8 protein-coding genes are annotated in these 19,067 nt (G+C 49.5%); 4 read left to right on the forward strand and 4 right to left on the reverse strand.

Annotated features, from left to right (window positions below; genetic code table 11):
* Window positions 1-67: 67 nt before the first annotated feature.
* The 4 genes from serS (at window position 68) to HPT30_RS07700 (ending at window position 13,885) form a co-directional block, all read left to right on the forward strand.
* Window positions 68-1,345: a serine--tRNA ligase gene (gene serS, locus HPT30_RS07685; protein WP_175370828.1), complete on the forward strand. Its 1,278-nt coding sequence runs from the start codon at window positions 68-70 to the stop codon at window positions 1,343-1,345.
* Between the two features lie 425 nt (window positions 1,346-1,770).
* The gene (locus tag HPT30_RS07690) at window positions 1,771-11,364 is read left to right on the forward strand and encodes a 5'-nucleotidase C-terminal domain-containing protein (protein ID WP_175370829.1); all 9,594 of its coding nucleotides are present in this window, start codon (window positions 1,771-1,773) and stop codon (window positions 11,362-11,364) included.
* A 288-nt stretch (window positions 11,365-11,652) separates the two neighbouring features.
* Window positions 11,653-12,567 (forward strand): ArsR/SmtB family transcription factor, encoded by a 915-nt coding sequence (locus HPT30_RS07695; RefSeq protein ID WP_175370830.1) that lies wholly within the window; start codon window positions 11,653-11,655, stop codon window positions 12,565-12,567.
* A 46-nt stretch (window positions 12,568-12,613) separates the two neighbouring features.
* Window positions 12,614-13,885 (forward strand): MFS transporter, encoded by a 1,272-nt coding sequence (locus HPT30_RS07700; RefSeq protein ID WP_175370831.1) that lies wholly within the window; start codon window positions 12,614-12,616, stop codon window positions 13,883-13,885.
* Between the two features lie 67 nt (window positions 13,886-13,952).
* On the opposite strand, the gene HPT30_RS07705 is transcribed toward HPT30_RS07700, so the two are convergent.
* From HPT30_RS07705 to HPT30_RS07720, 4 genes are all read right to left on the reverse strand, one after another.
* Window positions 13,953-14,591, reverse strand: coding sequence for a histidine phosphatase family protein (locus tag HPT30_RS07705; RefSeq protein ID WP_175370832.1), 639 nt, complete (start codon window positions 14,589-14,591; stop codon window positions 13,953-13,955).
* A gap of 12 nt (window positions 14,592-14,603) precedes the next feature.
* Window positions 14,604-15,407, reverse strand: coding sequence for an AAC(3) family N-acetyltransferase (locus HPT30_RS07710; protein WP_175370833.1), 804 nt, complete (start codon window positions 15,405-15,407; stop codon window positions 14,604-14,606).
* A 77-nt stretch (window positions 15,408-15,484) separates the two neighbouring features.
* On the reverse strand, window positions 15,485-17,068 hold the full coding sequence (locus HPT30_RS07715; RefSeq protein WP_175370834.1) for a response regulator transcription factor: 1,584 nt from the start codon (window positions 17,066-17,068) through the stop codon (window positions 15,485-15,487).
* Entirely contained in the window at window positions 17,043-18,965 is a 1,923-nt protein-coding gene (locus HPT30_RS07720; RefSeq protein ID WP_312876313.1) for a sensor histidine kinase, read from the reverse strand. The genes HPT30_RS07715 and HPT30_RS07720 overlap by 26 nt, the downstream gene beginning before the upstream one ends.
* Window positions 18,966-19,067 lie beyond the last annotated feature (102 nt).

Genomic DNA, 19,067 nt, shown 5'->3' on the forward strand with positions numbered 1-19,067 from the left:
TGACGCTCCTCGTCCCATGGATGAGGGCGTTTTTTGTGTTTTTATAAGACAAAAGGAGCGAAACGGTATGCTGGACATGAATTGGATCAAGGAAAACACGGAGACTCTCAGAAACACGGCAACGCAGAAGAAGGTGGTGTTTCCACTGGATGAATTGCTGGCATGGGAGGATAAGCGGCGCAGCCTGCTTCAGGAGACGGAGCAGCTGCGGGCGAAGCGCAATGTGCTGACCAAAGAGGTGGAGCAACGGCTACGAGAGGGCGACCGCCCTGCCGGAGAGGCCGCTAAGGAACATGTGCGCGAGATCAATAGTGCGCTAACGGGGCTGGAGGCCGGTCTGGCCGAAGCTGAGCAGCGCTGTAGCGAGCTGATGCTGCTCGCCCCGAACCCTGTATCGCTGGATACGCCCGTAGGACGTGATGATAGCGATAATGTCGAACTGCGCCGAGTCGGGACACCGCCGGAATTCGATTTCACGCCGCGTGATCATGTAGAACTCGGTGAAATGCACGATATTCTGGATATCCCGCGGGGTGTCAAGGCCGGTGGACCGCGCAGCTATGTGCTTAAGGGAGCGGGACTCTACCTGCACCTTGCAGTACAGCGGCTCGCGCTGGATGTATTGACCGAGCGCGGCTTCACCGTTATGGATGTGCCAGTGATAGTTCGTCCGGAGACACTACAGCGCACCGGATTTTTCCCGGGGGGAATGGATCAGACCTACGAGCTGAACGGGGAAAATCGCTGGCTCGCCGGAACCTCGGAGGTCTCGCTCGTATCGCTATACAGCGATGAGATCGTAGATCTGGATAACCCCCTTCGTCTAGCCGGCATGTCGGCCTGCTTCCGGCGCGAGGTCGGCTCGGCGGGACGGGATGTACGCGGACTGTACCGGGTGCATCAGTTCTCGAAGATTGAGCAGGTTATTCTTTGCCGGAAAGATGAGGGTGTATCGGAGAGCCTTCTTCAGGAAATTACGGCCAATGCCGAATATATTCTTGAGCTGCTGGAACTGCCTTACAGAGTAGTTGCCGTCTGTACTGGGGATATGGCCCTAAAGACGCATAAGCAGTACGATATCGAGACCTGGATGCCTAGCAGAGGCGCATACGGAGAGACCCATTCGGCCTCCAATCTGCTGGATTTCCAGGCCCGGCGGTCGGGCATTCGCTATCGGGATTACGATGGACGACTGCAGTATTGCCATACTCTGAACAACACTGCCGTGGCTACGCCGCGGATTCTGATTCCACTCCTGGAGAACCATCAACAAGAGGATGGCAGCATCTATATTCCCCAGGCCTTGCGCAAATATATGGATGGGCAAACCAAACTCAATCTCTAACGCCAAAGAAGGCTAGTAATTTCGAAGAGTCACCTTTTGAAAAAATAGATAGAGTCACTCCTAAAGGCAGCCGATTCCGCTGCCTTTTAGTGCTGTCTGCATACCTGTGGGCATATTTAATAGGAACATCTAGTCCCAAAGATATATCTAACATGAATATACAAGTATATTTAACATGTATTTTACACAAATCAAGAAAAAGATGAAATCAATAGTGCCTAATACATATAATTAACCAATGTATTATAATTTTCATGGTACTTTATCTTTATTTTAAGTTTATTAACTATAAATTTATTATAAATCCGTTCAAATTAACATTAATTTAATATATATTGATGTGAGGCAACCTTTCATTTAACAATCAAATGGTAGGATTGTATAGGTTGTCAAATTTAGTTCTTGAGAGGGGTAGATTTAAACAAATGGTTATCTCTAAAAGGGTAAGGAAATGGCTCGCAGCAGGGCTAGCGATGCTGATTACGGTCGGCAATGTATTCCCTGCTGTCCATACCGCCCAAGCAGCGCCGGATAATAATGCGGTGGTCATATCGCAGGTTTATGGAGGCGGAGGCAATACTGGAGCACAGTATAAAAATGACTTCATAGAATTATACAATCCTACGAATTCCTCAGTAGATTTGAGTGGTTGGAAAGTACGTTATAACAGCGCAAACAGCCCTATCAACTCCTCTACAATTATTACAGCGTTAAGTGGAACTATATCCGCTAAGGGGTATTATCTCATTCAGGAAGCACCGGGGGCAGGCGGCACCAAAGAGCTTCCTACTCCTGACATTACGGGCACAATTAATATGGCCGCTGCCGCAGGAAAAGTAGAACTTCTTGACGATTCTGGCAAACGTGTTGACTTTGTCGGTTTCGGCACAGCCAATGAGTTCGATAAAGCTCCTACCCAAGCCCTGTCTGCTACCTTATCCGCAACTCGCAAAGCGATTGACGGGGAACCAACTGACAATCGTGGACTCGACACCGATGACAACTCCACAGACTTCAATGTCGGTGCACCTAGCCCGCGCAACAGCAGCTACGGACAAGCGCCGGAAGCGCCAACTGCGGCAGCTCCTGTCGTGGCCTCACCAGCTCCGAATGCATGGCCTGTGGGGACTTCAATCTCCCTTAGCTCTCCTACTGTAGGAGCCTCTGTCTATGCTGCCGTGTATGGCAATGGCGGTACAAGAGACTATCAGCTCTTCGATCAGCCGATTCAATTAATTGCTGATACAGGAATTAACGCTTTTGCTTCGGCCCCTGGTTTGGCTGACAGTCCTATCACTAATTTTGTTTACTCGGTGCTCTACCAAAGTACCATTCCTGCTACAAGAGTTATGGAAAAAGGGCAAAATGTGTGGACAAAAGGCATCGTGACACATATCGACGGCGCTGAAATGTACATACAGGATGGCAATGCAGGGATCGTTCTCTATGGTTTCCCGGCATTTGCTAACATTGGAGATGAAGTTGAAGCCTCCGGTGTGATGGAAATTTATAACGGTCTGCAAGAAATCAAGCCGCAAGCTGGCTTGTCTCAGAAAGTCATTACGCCAAATGTAGGCGTACCTGCTCCAAAATTGATAACTGCAGCTGATTTGAGCACAGCTAACGGCGAGAAACTTGAAGCTCAACTTGTAACGATGGAAAATGTCACTATCGTTAAAAAAGCCGGAAGCACAGTAACCGCAAAACAAGGCGATCAAGAATTCACAATTTATTCTCCGTTGTCCAAGCTTGATCCAGGAACTAGCGGGAAAACGTTTGAACGCATTACAGGTGTAATTAAGCAATTCAATGCAACCTACCAGTTCATCCCGCTTAATGAGAATGCACTGGTGGAAGAGACCCTTTCCGTAATGGCAAGCCCAGGCGCAGGCCGCATCATTATTGGCGGTAAGGTATCTCTCTCCAGTCCAGCGACTGGCGCAGAAATTTTTTACACAACCAACGGAACAGACCCAACATCGGCAAGCACCAAGTATACCGCCCCGATTGAGGTCAATCAGAACGTTACCATTAAAGCAATTGCTGTGACTGGAGGCCAGACAAGCAAGGTTTACACTTTTGCTTACACGCCTTCTGAGGCTCCACGTATCCATGATATCCAAGGCGAATCCCACAAGTCCGAGTTTGACGGGCAGACCGTCACGGATGTAGAGGGTATCGTTACTCAATATGGATATACGTTTACGAACGGCAATTACAAAGGATTCTTTATCCAAGATCCGAAGCCAGACAACAACCCGAACACTTCCGAAGGTATTTTTGTTTATAGCACAGACGCAAGCAAGAAGCCTGCTGTTGGAGACTTTGTCGCTGTGACAGGTAAGGTGACCGAATTCAACGAAGGAAGCAGCACAAATCTGACTTCTACACAGATTACTCTGACAGACTTAAAGCAACTGCCTAAAGCAGGTGTAACTTTCCCAGAGCCTGTCGTTCTTGGTAAGGGTGGACGTGTCATTCCTACATCCATTCTCGACAATAGAACGGAGTTCCAATCCGATAAGGATGCTATCGATTTCTACGAATCCCTGGAAGGCATGCTGGTGAAGCTTCCTTCACCAACCATCCTAAGTCCTTATTGGACAAGTGGTAACGGTACTTCCCAGGTGTACAACATCGCAACAAGAATTGATAACGGAACTCAAGATGCTATTACGCCAGCAGGCGGACTTGCCCTGACAGAATACAAGAATTACAACCCGCAGCGCCTACTGATCGCTTATGGTAATCCCGGCCAAGAAGTCGGCACTGGAGATACTTTCAACGGTGACATTACTGGCGTAATCGGCTACAACAACGGCAACTTTAAGGTGATTCCTGAATACGGAAAACTCCCTTCTATCACCACAAGTCCGTTCAAGCAAGAGACATCGACGATTGAGGTTAATGCGGACAAGCTCTTGATCGCTTCCTACAATATCGAGAACTATTACCCGGGTGTAGGCGATGCCAAGACTAAGAAGCTCGCTGAATCCATCACAGCCAACATGAAAAAGCCGGATATTATCGGCGTTGTTGAAATGCAAGACAGCAATGGCGAAACCGACAATGGAACGGTTGAAGCCAACGCCACTCCGCTTATTCAAGCCATTCAGGCTGCAGGCGGTCCAGTATACAAGTACATTGATATTGCTCCACAGGATAAAAAAGACGGAGGAGCTCCAGGCGGTAACATCCGCGTAGGCTTCTTGTACAACCCGGAACGCGTAGAGCTGGCAGACAGTGTTAATGGTCAAAAGGGTACCTCTACACAATCGGTAGGCTACGATAAAGCAGCCGATAAGCTGACCTACAACCCTGGCCGGATCGATCCAACCAACGAAGCATTTACAAGCTCGCGTAAACCGCTCGCAGCACAATTTATCTTCCGCGGTGAGAAAGTCATTGTTATTGCCAACCACTTCAACTCCAAAGGTGGAGACACTGCTCCTTTCGGCAGCACTCAACCTCCGGTATTGTCCAGTGAAACTCAACGCCACAAGATCGCGGCTGTTGTGAATGGCTTCGTCAAGCAAGTACTGACAGCCAATCCTGATGCCAACATCGTAGCACTTGGCGACCTAAACGATTTCCAATTCACGCCGACTGCGACGATTCTGAAAGGCGACGAACTGGATAATCTGATCGACAAACTGCCTTTGAATGAGCAGTATACGTATACTTATGACGGTAACTCTCAAGTCCTTGACCATATTCTGGTCAGCAAAAAACTGACGGCTTCTGCTGATGTGGATGTTATTCACCTGAACGCTGACTTCCCATCCTCCAGAGGACGTGTATCCGATCATGATGCTGTAATGGCTCAGATTGATGTTAAAGCTACAGGAGATTTCCCGCTGCGCATCCTGCACACCAACGATACGCACAGTCACCTTGAGACAGTGGTGAAACGGATGACTGCCATCAAACAAGAACGGACTCCAAACACCCTCTTGCTTGATGCCGGTGATGTATTCTCCGGTACCCTGTACTATACGAAGTTCGAAGGACTTGCCGATCTGGAGTTCATGAACTACATCGGTTACGATGCTATGACCTTCGGTAATCATGAATTCGACAATGGCTTGCCTACACTGAAGAAATTCATAGATAAGGCGAACTTCCCATTTGTCAGCTCCAACATTGACTTTACAACCAAAGACAATGAACTGAAGGGCAATTTCAAGAATGAAATTGGCGGACTGAACTCTTCTATTGAAAATAGTCACATCTATCCTGCCATTATTAAAGAAGTTAACGGACAGAAAGTCGGCATTTTCGGTCTAACTACTGAAGACACCGTTGGACTGGCTTCGCCAGGCGACAACATCGCCTTCCTGGACTACAAGACCAGCGCAGCTAACACTGTGAAGATGCTGCAAGATCAAGGCATTAACAAAATCATTGCTCTCTCTCACCTGGGCTACACTGTGGACGAGAAACTGGCTGTACAAGTACCAGGCATCGACGTAATCGTCGGCGGCCACTCGCATACGAAGCTGGATGCACCTGTCATCAAGAACAAGGACAGCGAGCCAACCCTGATTCTGCAAACCGGAGAGTATGGACAAAACCTTGGCGAATTGGATGTTAAATTCAACGACAAGGGTGTTATTACTTCCTACAAAGGCAAGCTGCTGGATGTTAGCAAATTTGCTGATGATGCAACAGCTAAGACTATGCTTGCCAAGTACGACGCTGAACTGACAGAGATCCGTAACACCAAGGTCGGCAATACCAATGTGGAACTGAGCGTCAATCGCGTTATCGACGGTAAATCCGTACGTGTTGTACGCCAGGAAGAAACGGCTATTGGTAACCTGATTGCAGACGGCGTGAACAGCAAATCCAAGGAATTGGTCTCCAAGCTGCTCTCTCCTACTGAACTGAGCACTATCAAAGGTTTCGTCTCGATCCAAAACGGCGGCGGTATCCGCGCAGGGATCAACAAAGGCACCATCACTCTAGGAGATGTGCTGACAGTAATGCCATTCTCCAACAGTCTGGTAGCCCTGAAAGTAACAGGACAAGAAATTATTGAATCGCTGGAGAACGGTGTAAGCGGACTGGAGAGTGACCAAGGACGTTTCGCACAAGTATCCGGCATGAAGTATACCTATGACTCCAAGAAGAAACCGGAGATCATCAACCCAACCACCAATGTCCTGGAGCAAAAAGGGGAGCGGATGGTATCCGTAGAGATCAAGCAAGCAGACGGAAGCTACGCTGCTATTGACCCTAAAGGCTACTATATCCTGTCCACGAACTCCTTCATGGCGGGCGGCGGTGACTTCTATCGCTCCCTGGCGAAAGCCAAGGCAGACGGACGTTACTATGAGCTGTATCTGCCGGACTATGAAGTGTTCACAGATTACCTCAAACAACATGGTGATGTGAACATGGGTCTGGAAGGACGCATTACGGATCAAAAAGGTGCTGTGCCATCACCTAAGCCAACAGAAATACCAACAGAAACACCAGCACCAACACCTACACCGGCACCAGAGAAAGATTTCCCGCTGCGCATCCTGCACACGAACGATACGCACAGTCACCTTGAGACAGTGGTGAAGCGGATGACAGCGATCAAGCAAGAACGTACCGACAACTCTATCCTGCTAGATGCAGGTGATGTATTCTCCGGTACTTTGTACTTTACGAAGTTCGAAGGACTTGCCGATCTGGAGTTCATGAACTACATCGGTTACGACGCCATGACCTTCGGAAACCACGAGTTCGACAAAGGCTTGCCGACACTGAAGAATTTCATCGATGAAGCGAAATTCCCATTTGTCAGCTCCAACATCGACTTTACAACGAAGAACAATGAACTAAAGGGCAACTTTAAGAGTGAGATCGGCGGATTGAACGCTTCCGTTCAAAATGGCCACATCTACCCTGCTATTATTAAAGAAGTTAACGGACAGAAAGTCGGTATTTTCGGTCTCACTACTGAAGACACCGTTGGACTGGCTTCGCCAGGCGACAACATCGCCTTCCTGGACTACAAAACCAGCGCAGCTAATACTGTAAAAATGCTGCAAGATCAAGGTATTAACAAAATTATCGCTCTCTCCCACCTGGGTTACACCGTGGATGAGCAGCTTGCAGTACAAGTACCAGGCATCGACGTAATCGTCGGCGGTCATTCGCATACGAAGCTGGATGCACCTGTCATCACGAACAAGGACAGCGAGCCAACACTGATCGTACAGACCGGAGAGTATGGTCAAAACCTTGGTGAGTTGGATGTTAATTTCAACGACAAGGGTGTTATTACTTCCTACAAAGGCAAGCTGCTGGATGTTAGCAAATTTGCTGATGATGCGAAAGCCAAGGAAATGCTTAAGGATTACGACGCCAAATTAGAAGAAGTACGCAAGACCAAGGTTGGTAAAACGAACGTGGAACTGGACACCAACCGCATCATCGATGGTAAATCCGTACGTGTTGTACGCCAAGAAGAAACAGTAATCGGAAACCTGATCGCAGATGGTGTGAATAGCAAGTCCAAGGAATTGGTCTCCAAGCTATTATCTCCAGAAGAGCAAGCCACGATCAAAGGTTTCGTCTCGATTCAAAACGGTGGCGGCATCCGCGTACCGATTAAGAAAGGCGACATCTTCCTTGGGGATGTACTTTCCGTAATGCCATTCTCCAACAGTCTCGTAGCGCTTAAAGTAACAGGTCAAGAGATTATTGAATCCTTGGAGAACGGTGTAAGCGGACTGGAAAGTGACCAAGGACGTTTTGCACAAGTATCTGGTATGAAATATACCTATGACTCCAAGAAGAAACCGGAGATCATCAACCCAACCACCAACGTCCTGGAGCAAAAAGGGGAACGGATGGTATCCGTAGAGATCAAGCAAGCAGACGGAAGCTACGTTGCTATTGATCCTAAAGGCTACTATATCCTGTCCACGAACTCCTTCATGGCGGGCGGCGGTGACTTCTATCGCTCCCTGGCGAAAGCTAAGGCCGATGGACGTTACTATGAACTCTATCTGCCAGACTTTGAAGTATTCACGGAATATTTAGGAAAGATTGGCGAGGTGAATATGGAGCTTGAGGGCCGGATTACCGATCTGAAAGGCTCACAAGCACCAGGCAAAGAATTCCCGCTGCGCATCCTGCACACGAACGACACCCACAGTCACCTTGAGACTGTTGTGAAACGGATGACCGCGATCAAGCAAGAACGTACCGACAACTCTATCCTGCTAGATGCAGGTGATGTATTCTCCGGTACTTTGTACTTTACGAAATTCGAAGGACTTGCTGACCTGGAGTTCATGAACTACATCGGTTACGATGCCATGACCTTCGGGAACCACGAGTTCGACAAAGGCTTGCCAACACTGAAGACCTTTGTAGATAAGGCGAACTTCCCAATTGTCAGCTCCAACATTGACTTTACAACTAAAGACAATGAGCTGAAGGGCAACTTCAAGAATGAGATCGGCGGACTGAACGCTTCCGTTCAAAATGGCCACATCTACCCTGCCATCATTAAAGAAGTTAACGGGCAGAAAGTCGGAATCTTTGGTCTCACTACTGAAGACACCGTTGGACTGGCTTCGCCAGGCGACAACATCGCCTTCCTGGACTACAAAACCAGCGCAGCTAACACTGTAAAAATGCTGCAAGATCAAGGCATTAACAAAATCATTGCTCTCTCCCACCTGGGCTACACTGTGGATGAGCAACTGGCTGTACAAGTACCAGGCATCGACGTTATCGTCGGCGGTCACTCGCATACGAAGCTGGATGCACCTGTCATCAAGAACAAGGACAGCGAGCCAACCCTGATCGTACAGACCGGAGAGTATGGTCAAAACCTTGGTGAGTTGGATGTTAATTTCAACGACAAGGGTGTTATTACTTCCTACAAAGGCAAGCTGCTGGATGTTAGCAAATTTGCTGACGATGCAACAGCTAAGTCTATGCTTGAGAAATATGATAAAGAGCTGACAGAAATTCGTGGCACCCAGGTGGGCAAAACGAATGTAGAGCTAAGTGTGAACCGCGAAATCGATGGCAAATCGACTCGTGTCGTACGTAAGGAAGAGACAGCTATCGGGAATCTGATCGCAGACGGCGTGAACAGCAAGTCCAAGGAATTGGTTACCAAGCTGTTGTCTTCTGATGATCTGGCTACTATCAAAGGTTTTGTCTCAATTCAAAATGGCGGCGGTATCCGCGCTGGTATCAACAAAGGTAATATTTCTCTCGGCGATGTACTGACAGTAATGCCATTCTCCAACAGTCTGGTAGCCCTGAAAGTAACGGGACAAGAAATTATTGAATCCCTGGAAAACGGTGTGAGCGGACTGGAAAGTGACCAAGGACGTTTTGCACAAGTATCCGGTATGAAGTACACCTATGATTCATCCAAGAAGCCGGAAATCATTAACCCGACCACCAATGTTCTGGAGCAAAAAGGGGAACGGATGGTATCTGTAGAGATCAAACAAGCAGATGGAAGCTACGTTGCTATTGATCCAAAAGGTTACTATATCCTGTCCACGAATTCCTTCATGGCAGGCGGCGGTGACTTCTACCGCTCCCTGGCAAAAGCCAAGGCAGAAGGACGCTACTATGAGCTATATCTGCCAGACTATGAAGTATTCACAGATTATCTGAAACAAATTGGTGATGTGAACATCGGTCTTGAGGGACGGATTAAAGATCTGAAAGGTGCTGTGCCTACACCTGAGACTTCACCAACACCGTCACCAACGCCGGTGCCAACGAGTCCATCTGGAGGATCGGGATCCACTCCAGCACCAACAGCAACACCAAGTGCGACAACTTCACCTACAGCAGCGCCATCTCCATCGGCAACGCAACAGGTGACGACCATTACACAATCTGAGCTGACTGCACAATTGGCTAAATTGCCTGCTGGCAGCCATGAACTGGTCATCCCGGTCACTGCTTCTGCAGGTGGCGCACAAATCGTGCTTCCAGGCAGCGTTATTGTTGCTCAGGCAGCTGCTCAACCGAATACTATTCTGACCTTTACTGCAGGCAGCACTTCCTATTCCATGCCTGTAAGCATCATCAAAGGAGCTGCACTTGCTAATCAATTGGGTACAAGTGACTTTACAGTTACTGTCTCTATGACACCAGCTGACTCTGTTACGCTGAGCAGTGTTAACAGTGCTGCGGCACAACAAGGCTCCATTACCCTTGCCGGACCTGTGATTGAATTCAGCGTCACAGCCCAAGCCGGAACGAAGAATGTTCCAGTAAACAGCTTTGGCAGCACCTACGTTAAGCGGACAATCACAGTTCCAGGCGCTTTGAATGCACAGAACGCTACAGCAGTGGTCTTCGACCAAGCTAGCGGACAGTTGATCTTCGTGCCATCCGTCTTCACAACCAAAGCAGACGGAACAACAGAAGTAACAATTACACGCAACAGCAACAGCATTTATACTGTGATCCAATCCAGCAAGTCGTTCGGAGATACTGCCGGACACTGGGCGAAGTCATCTATTGATCTGCTGGCTTCCAAACAGATTGTGAGCGGAACGAGCAGCACTACCTTCTCCCCTTCACAATCGGTCAGCCGTGCTGAATTCGCAGCATTGATCACACGGGCACTGGGCCTGGAAACTGTTAGCGGCGGAACAACGTTCAGCGATGTCAGCTCGTCCAAGTGGTATGCGGGCGCTATCCAGACAGCTTCTGCAGCTGGCCTGATCTCTGGTTATACAGATGGTACTTTCCGTCCCGACAGTCAGATTTCCCGTCAGGAAATGGCAGCTGTATTGGCTAAAGCCATCAAGTATACAGGCGCTACTCTGAATGCGGACCCTGCTGTACTGGCTAAGTTCAGCGATGCAGCCGGTATTCCGGCCTGGTCCCGCGAAGCCGTAGCAGAAATTGCGGCCGCTGGCATCATCCAGGGAACACCTGACGGAGCTTTCGCTCCACAAAAAGCGGCAACCCGTGCGGAGGCCGTAACTATGCTGGAGAAGGCTCTGAAGTCACTTCACTTCATCAACTAGACTTCAAGTCGATCCATCATTAAACCACAGATCGTAAAGCATCAATAAAGAGGGACCTGGGCGAAATTTTCGTCCGGGTCCCTCTTATTATTTTGCATAGAACGGAGCCTGCATCAGGTCAGGCCTGCAACACAACCGCTATTTCCATGGTAAAATCGGGATTGAATTTTCAAAATTGTTCCATTATAATGAAACTTATATCAGGTTCTATATTTATAGAACATATTCGTTGATCGTATTTAACCCAACTAATCAACATCAATTAACTCTGAGAGGACAAGTGAACCTATGCCCCCTATCAACTACATCGTGGAAGTAGATTTTGCACCCATTTATGAATGTGTGAATAGCTTCAACGCGTTTCTCCGCAAGCAGAGTCATGCGGTCATGGATTCAGGAAAGCTCTGGGTTCGGGAAGTTCAGCAGCACTTATCACCTGCGCAGCTACAAAAGATGCGAGAAGCCATGGATGCAACGGATGAATCCAATCTCTATCCTTATATCTGGAACTGTCCAGGTGATCGTTCTGTTACCGGCTTCCTGGATTGGCTGGACGCCCTCTCCTCGGGGGAGCTCTATGAGATCGCTGCCCGGTATAACCTCAGCGTTCCGCCTAATCTTCCAGAACTACGCGACCTAGCCTCTGAGGCTTTACGGGTTTGGAACACCCATTACTTCAGCGGCATCAACCAGGCTATCATTGAGGGTCTTGAGCGCGAAGCCGAGTACAGGCGCGAAATGTTGAACAAAGATAACAGTATGGAGGTCTATGAGCAGGCTACACAAGGCATGCGGCTGTATCCTACGGATCTTCTGAAGCAAGTTGTGATCATCCCCCAGTATCATACACGTCCACTCGTGACCAGTGCTATTTATGATGAGGTTATTTTCACCAGTTATTCCTGCGATGTTCTTCCGCCCGGAGAAGGCCGGCCGCCCGCAGAACTGCTGCGGCTAACACATGCGCTGTCGGATGAAACAAGACTCTGCATCCTTCGCTTGCTGACAGGAAAGCAGCTTACGTTCACCGAGATCGTTCGGGAGGTCGGCTTATCCAAAAGCACGATCCACTACCATCTCATCACCCTTCGAGCGGCAGGACTTGTTATCGTGCACTATAACAATAAGACTACAGACTATAGCTTGCGCCTGGAGGCACTGGACGATCTGCCCCGGCAAATCGGCGATTACATGAAGAGCTGATGGGAAAGGCACATTAGGGAGAACCCAAGCTTTAGGGAGGAATCACATGTTAAAACGCGGTTACTACGGTTTGCTGGCCACAATATCGCTCAGTTCCCTGGGCGATACCTTCGGGCTGCTGGCGATGGAGTGGCTGGTCTATGATTTGACCGGCTCCAAGCTGGCCATGGGTGCCTTAGCGCTCAGCTCCAGCATTCCCGAGTTCATCCTCCGGCTCATCGGTTCACCGTTGTCTGATCGGCTGCACCGCAGCCGATTTATGGCCGGCCTGGCAGCAGTGCGTTTGCTGGCCATACTGGTGCCGCTGACGATGGGTCTGGCCGGACAGCTTCAGCTGTGGCATCTGTTTCTTGCAGCCGGACTCAGCGGTGCATGTGCCGCCCTCTTTATGCCAACAGCGATGGCTGTCGTGCCCGACGTGGCGGACACTCGCAAGCTAGTGCGCGCGTTTGCCGTAATCGACGGCTTCAAGAACGCAGCTGCCTTGCTGGGCCCTGCCATGGCCGGCGCTCTGACAGCCGCCGCCGGAGCGCTGCCGGCCATGGGTGTTTACGCCGTCTGCTACACGGGGGCCATCGTTACTTTACTATGGCTGCCCAAGATGCAGACACCTGCAAAGAACGGGAGCAATCTATCCTTGGCCCGCTACATCCGGGAGATTACAGAAGGCTTCTCTTTCTATAAGAACTTTCCAGCCATGCTGGCGATCATGTGCATGGTGGCAATCAGTAATATGTGCAATATTGCTGTCTGGACGATGATCATTCCCTTTGTAAGAGATGTGCTGAATAGGGATGCCGTCGCTATAGGTGCTCTGACTACAGTTTTTGCACTGGGTACCTTAGTCGGGCTAACCATGATTTCATTCCTTGGAGAAATCAAACAAAGGCAGACGGTCATGCTATCAAGCCTCATGGTTATCGGCCTCTCTACGACATTAATAGGATTTGCTTCGAGTTATCCCTTGGTGCTAGCGGCTCAGTTCATCACCGGAGTGGCAGCCCCCTTCTTCGGTTCGCTAAGTTCTTCCTTACATGGACGCCTGGTTCCGTCCCATTTGCAGGGGCGGGTCAACTCGATCCGCTTTCTGATTGGCGGCAGCCTGCAACCAGTCGGTGCTATGGGTGGAGCAGCAATAGCACATGCTTATGGTCTGCCTATTCTTTTCCTGGCCGCTGGTCTGATTCCTATCCTGTGTTCAGGAGTAGCAATGCTACTACCTGTTCTAAAAGGAATTAACGGAGATCTGTCAGATCTGGAGGCGAAACAGAGGCTAAAACAACATCTAACAACGAATAAAGGAGATGTTCCGGCATAACGGATCATCTCCTTTTGATCAACAACTCTATAAGTAATAGTTCAATGATATGGTATAAGGTAATCTGTCAGGATTTTACTTCGTCAGCATTAGATTCGTAATGGCTGATATCTCCATGAAGCACAATTTCCGGAATGTCCCCTGTAAAATCAATCCGGCTTAGGCAGGTAGGATGGATATACGGGAGATCCCACAGCTTAGGAAGGGGCCTACCCTCGAAGTATGCCATTAACAGCTTGATCACCACCGTATGGGTGACGATCAGTACAGCTTCACCCTTATGGGCATCTACGATCGCGGCAAGCCTGTCCAGTGCCCGTTCCTGTACTTCTGCAAAGGTCTCGCTGCCCTTCACCTTGAATTTGGCAGGGTCCTTCCAGAAATATTCGTACTGATCCGGATGGATGACCTCAAGCTCTGTGGAGTCACAGCACTCCCAAATCCCCATCCCGATCTCCAGGAATTCTTCGGCAGATTGAAGCGGAATATTCCGCTCCCCGATAATGATCTCTGCCGTCCGCCAAGCCCTCGGGCTCGGGCTTGCGTAGACAGCATCTATTCGTTCGGTGGCCAGGCCCCGTTGCAACCACTCTGCCTGCTGGACACCGAGCGGTGTCAGCGCCGAATCTTTATGACCTTGCATGCGATGCTGCACATTCCACTCCGTCTGCCCGTGCCGGGTCAAATAAATTGTTGTTGTACTCATTGCCAATCCTCCTTATGTACGATTCCGTTCCATCCATCTTACCGCATAATCCACGATCTCACGCTGAGGGATCAGCTTAGCCCGAGCCGCTGCAACCTGGCCTAAAGCAATTCGGCCTGTATCCTGCTGGAATTGCTCCGCCAGGGCTACAAAATCCTCAGACTCCCAGTCGAGCTCCTTGAACTCCACCCACTGCCTGTTCCCGTCCACCATCATGGGCGCTCCACTGACGATTTCCTGTTTGCCTGGAAAAGACGCCCGGCATTCCGCCAGATGCAGTGAGGTGTTGTTGAGGTTCTCCACCCCTAACAACAGAACACTTCCGTTCAGATCATAAATGCGGGCCAGGGGCGAATGTTCTCCCAATCCGAAGTCCAGTTCATGCCCGTCTATGATCCAATCCCTGTGCTTGCCCCAAGCCGCGAACGAATGAATGGGATGGCTACTGCGCTTGACACCCTTTTGCTTACGGAAGGTATCCGGTATGATTCCCATCCCTCTTAGAAGAGTCATATCCGGATCATACGCAGGCATCTTTTCCCGGATTGAAGCCCACCAGGCCTCAGGAACCGGGGGCCGTGACCATCCGGAAGGATCGGATAAATCGCTCGAATGCGTAGGCATAACTAACGTACCCTCTTCCCCCAATACCTCTTCAAGCGCCAAAATAACAGCAACAGGCCCACCTGCTATCCACTCTCCAAGCGATTTAAACGAAGAGTGCATAATTAGCGTCATTCCTTCATGCACCCCCAGGCGGCGGAAGTCCTCCGCCAATGTCTCCACCGTAATTAGATCGCCCTGAATCATTTCCACCCTCAAATCCCTCCACATCTATGCGACTAAACCCGCCACGCCCCTGGCAAAGAGAGCCGCCGAGCGGCATCAGCAGACTAGGACTCCCGTTCCTCCTGAGCGTAATACATTTCCTGTAGCGCTTTGCTTCTGTATTCACCGGGAGAGATGCCTTCAAGTTCCTTGAAGACCCGCGCGAACTGCTTACTATTCTCGAAACCGACAGCCTCCCCGATGTAGGCCAGCCTGCCAGAATCCTCGGACAGCAGTATTTTGGCGTGACGAATGCGTACTTTTTTCAGATATATAATAAAGTTCTCACCGGTGTATGCCTTGAAAGCTTCGCTGAAATAGGAATAATTCAGAGAAACGTGATTACTGACCATAGCCATATTCAGCGGACGGCTGTAATTAGCTTCAATATAGGCCAGCGCCTCCTTCATATCCTTATGCTCGGTGTGGGCGGTCCTTACTCCAATAATATATTCGTTCAAGCAGAGGAGCAAATGTTCTAGCGTTCGATAATAGTCGTGAAAATGCCGGAAATTGTACATACTCCCTACAGACCGGTACAGTTTTAGCACCTCCATCGAGGCCTCGCCATGCACCCGAAAGACTTCGTCCAACACGCGTTCGTTGATCCTACGCCCCACCATTTCCAGATACGCCAGATCGAGCTGTTTGATCTGTTCTACTTGAAAAATAGCAGCCAGAAGAGTCTTCAGCTCCTTCTCACGGTCTGTGCCGAGCATGTTAAGCAGTTTGTGAAGCTCCTGATCCGGTTTGGGGAAGCTCAAGCGCTCTTCTTTGATATTCTCATAATCAATCAAGTTCACTTGGGGATACAGGAAGGTGTACTGTAGCGCCCGGCAAGCTTCTTGATAGCAGCGGCGGATGTCCATCCCCTCTCGCCCCAGGCTACTCACACCAATCAGCAGTCCCTTCAGTTCTCTGGCTTCGGCCTGCCGCGACAACTCCATGAAATCCTTCTTACTCCTACCGATCAGCACCAGTTTACCTTCCCAGTCTGTTAATATTTCCGGATACTTCTTCTCCAGCGGTCCAGACAGGCGCTCCGTTAGTCCCTGAATCTCAGCGGGCTTCATCCTTGTACCGTCATTGTAATAATAACTCAGAACCCCAACGGTAAAAGGCAGGGACAGGCTGACCAGCTCCTCCACCTGCTCCCTATTAGGCTGTACTTCCTCATGAATTAGCAATCCACGTAGCCTACTTGCGCGTAGCTCTTGGCGAAGACAGGCTGCTTTCTCTTCCTGCAGACGGACATTGTTCTCCCGCTCGTCACGTTCCTTCTGGATACGCTCCAGAATACCGAACAGCTCATCACGGCGAATCGGCTTAAGCAGATAGTCCTTCACCCGATAACGTATGGCACTTTTAGCATATTCAAAATCATCATAACCGCTAAGGATAACCAGTGCGGGACCTTCCCCCACCCGGTTCTGTGCGGACAGCTGCTCCAGCAGGGCAATGCCGTCCATGACGGGCATGCGGATATCAGTAATTACGATGTCGGCCCCCTCAGCCTCGTAATACGCGAGCGCCTCTTCGCCGTTTCCAGCCATCGTTATCGTATACATGGACGGATATTCCCGTTCGATCATGATTTTCAGCCCATATCTTATGTTCTTCTCGTCATCCACGATTAGAAGCTTCATCATCGTTGTTTTCCCCCGTTAATAGAACTTTCGGCAGACACATGGATACCATTGTCCACTCCCCTGTCTTGCTCTGTACTTCAAGTCCATACGATTCACCATAGAACAGCTGCAGGCGTTGGTAGACATTACGCAGACCGATCCCGCCGGCCTGACGGCTGCCTTTTCCCGGTCCGGCCAGCTCAATATCCGGCTCCTTGGTATTAAAAATCGCATTATTTAACGAGGCCAGCCTCTCTGGAGTAAGCCCGATACCATTGTCACGGATCGAAATGAAGATATCGCTAGCCGCTTCCTCTACCTCAATGTGAATCTTTCGGGAGGCGGTTTCCGTATCTCCTCCGGGCCAGGCATGCTTGACACTGTTCTCCACGATAGGCTGCAGCGACATTTTCAGCACCTCTAGCTCCAGATAGGCGGGCGCAATATTCAGGACTAACTCAATGGGGTGTTCAAAACGGATATTCATAACATCAATGTAATTTTCAATATGGCGGATTTCATCGCGCAGCTTCACATACTCACCGCACCATTTAAAGTTATAGCGCATCATGCCCCCGAGCGAGGTCAACGCGTCAGAGATCGTCCGCTGATTCTCGATTTCGGCGAGCATTTTAATATTCTCGAGTGTATTGTAAAGAAAATGAGCGTCGATCTGGTTATGCAGTGTGCGAAGTTCAGCTTCCTTAGACAGCGCCTGCTTCTGCACCGCCTGAGCTACCAGCGTGTTGATGGTATTCATCAACTTCGAGAAATGGTGCGCGAGTTCGCCCACTTCTCCGCCGCCGCGGATGGTAATTCCGCTATAAGCTTCGCCTCTGCGCACTTTCTTCATCGCTTCCGTCAGCCGCCGCAGATTCTTCAATATAAAAGCATTCAGCACATTGGCAATCACAGTGACCAGGACGATGAAGCCTATATTGGCACCGATAATCAGATTACGTGTATGGGAAATATCGCTCATGACGCCCTCCATGGACACGACATTCACCAATGAAGCATGAATCAGATCCAGCGGGGTGTTAATCAGCAGATAGTTTTTACCGTTCTCTTCATAGTGAATATCCCATTCCCCCGTCTCCTGGTACTTCCGGGTACGGTCTGCAATAGCTTTAGTCATATTGGGATTGCCCGGCAAAAAGGAATGGTCTGTTCTTGTAAATAACTGCATTTCATCATCGACAAGGAACATCTGGGATTGACTGTCCTGCACTTTGGTGTACGTCTTGGGCGTGAATCGCTCCAGCAGCATATCCACCTGAACCATCCCGATATGATGGCCCGCCGGAATGCTCATTTCCCGCAGCAGGGAAATCTTCGGTGTATTCTTTGGCGTCAGCCCGATATAGCTCTGCATTGGCTCTGAATCCGTGTTTTGAAATGCCCATACTTCTTGCCCTTTGCCTCGCATGCCCTTCTGGAACCAAGGTTCAGAGATCACACGCTCTTCCCGGTAGATCATCGGCCAAATTTCATGCACACTTGGACTCTGTGAGTAGAGGCGTAAATGCTCGATGTTAGGATTGTTAAACTGAATGCGCATCAAATTAATGTAAGCGTTTGTATTAAAATCGACAAGCTCTCCGACATCAGGTTCACGCTCATTGGCCAGATAGCTTTTAACATCTTTATCTTCAAAAGCCATTTGAGCTGCACGCTCCATCGCTTCAATCTGGTTGAGGATGTGCAGCTTCTCCATTTCCAGTAAGTAGCTGTTCTTCTCCACCGCATCCCGGACATACGTGTTATTGATAGCCCGGTAAGAATAATAGGATACCATCAGACACGGTCCCAGGATAATAAATACATAGGCGCCAATCAAGCGGCTCTGTAGAGATCTGCGCCCCCACCAGTAAGAAAATGAATGCCATGTAATTGCTGTACGCTTGCCCAATCTCACCTGATCCCCCCTGCCTCGCTTAGCTCCTCACGGGTAAGGCCTTTAAAAGACATTAACATAACTCAAAAGCCCGCCGGCAGCGGGCCATGAGTTATGCTTGAG

It is taken from the genome of Paenibacillus agri (assembly GCF_013359945.1).
Taxonomy (GTDB): domain Bacteria; phylum Bacillota; class Bacilli; order Paenibacillales; family Paenibacillaceae; genus Paenibacillus_AQ; species Paenibacillus_AQ agri.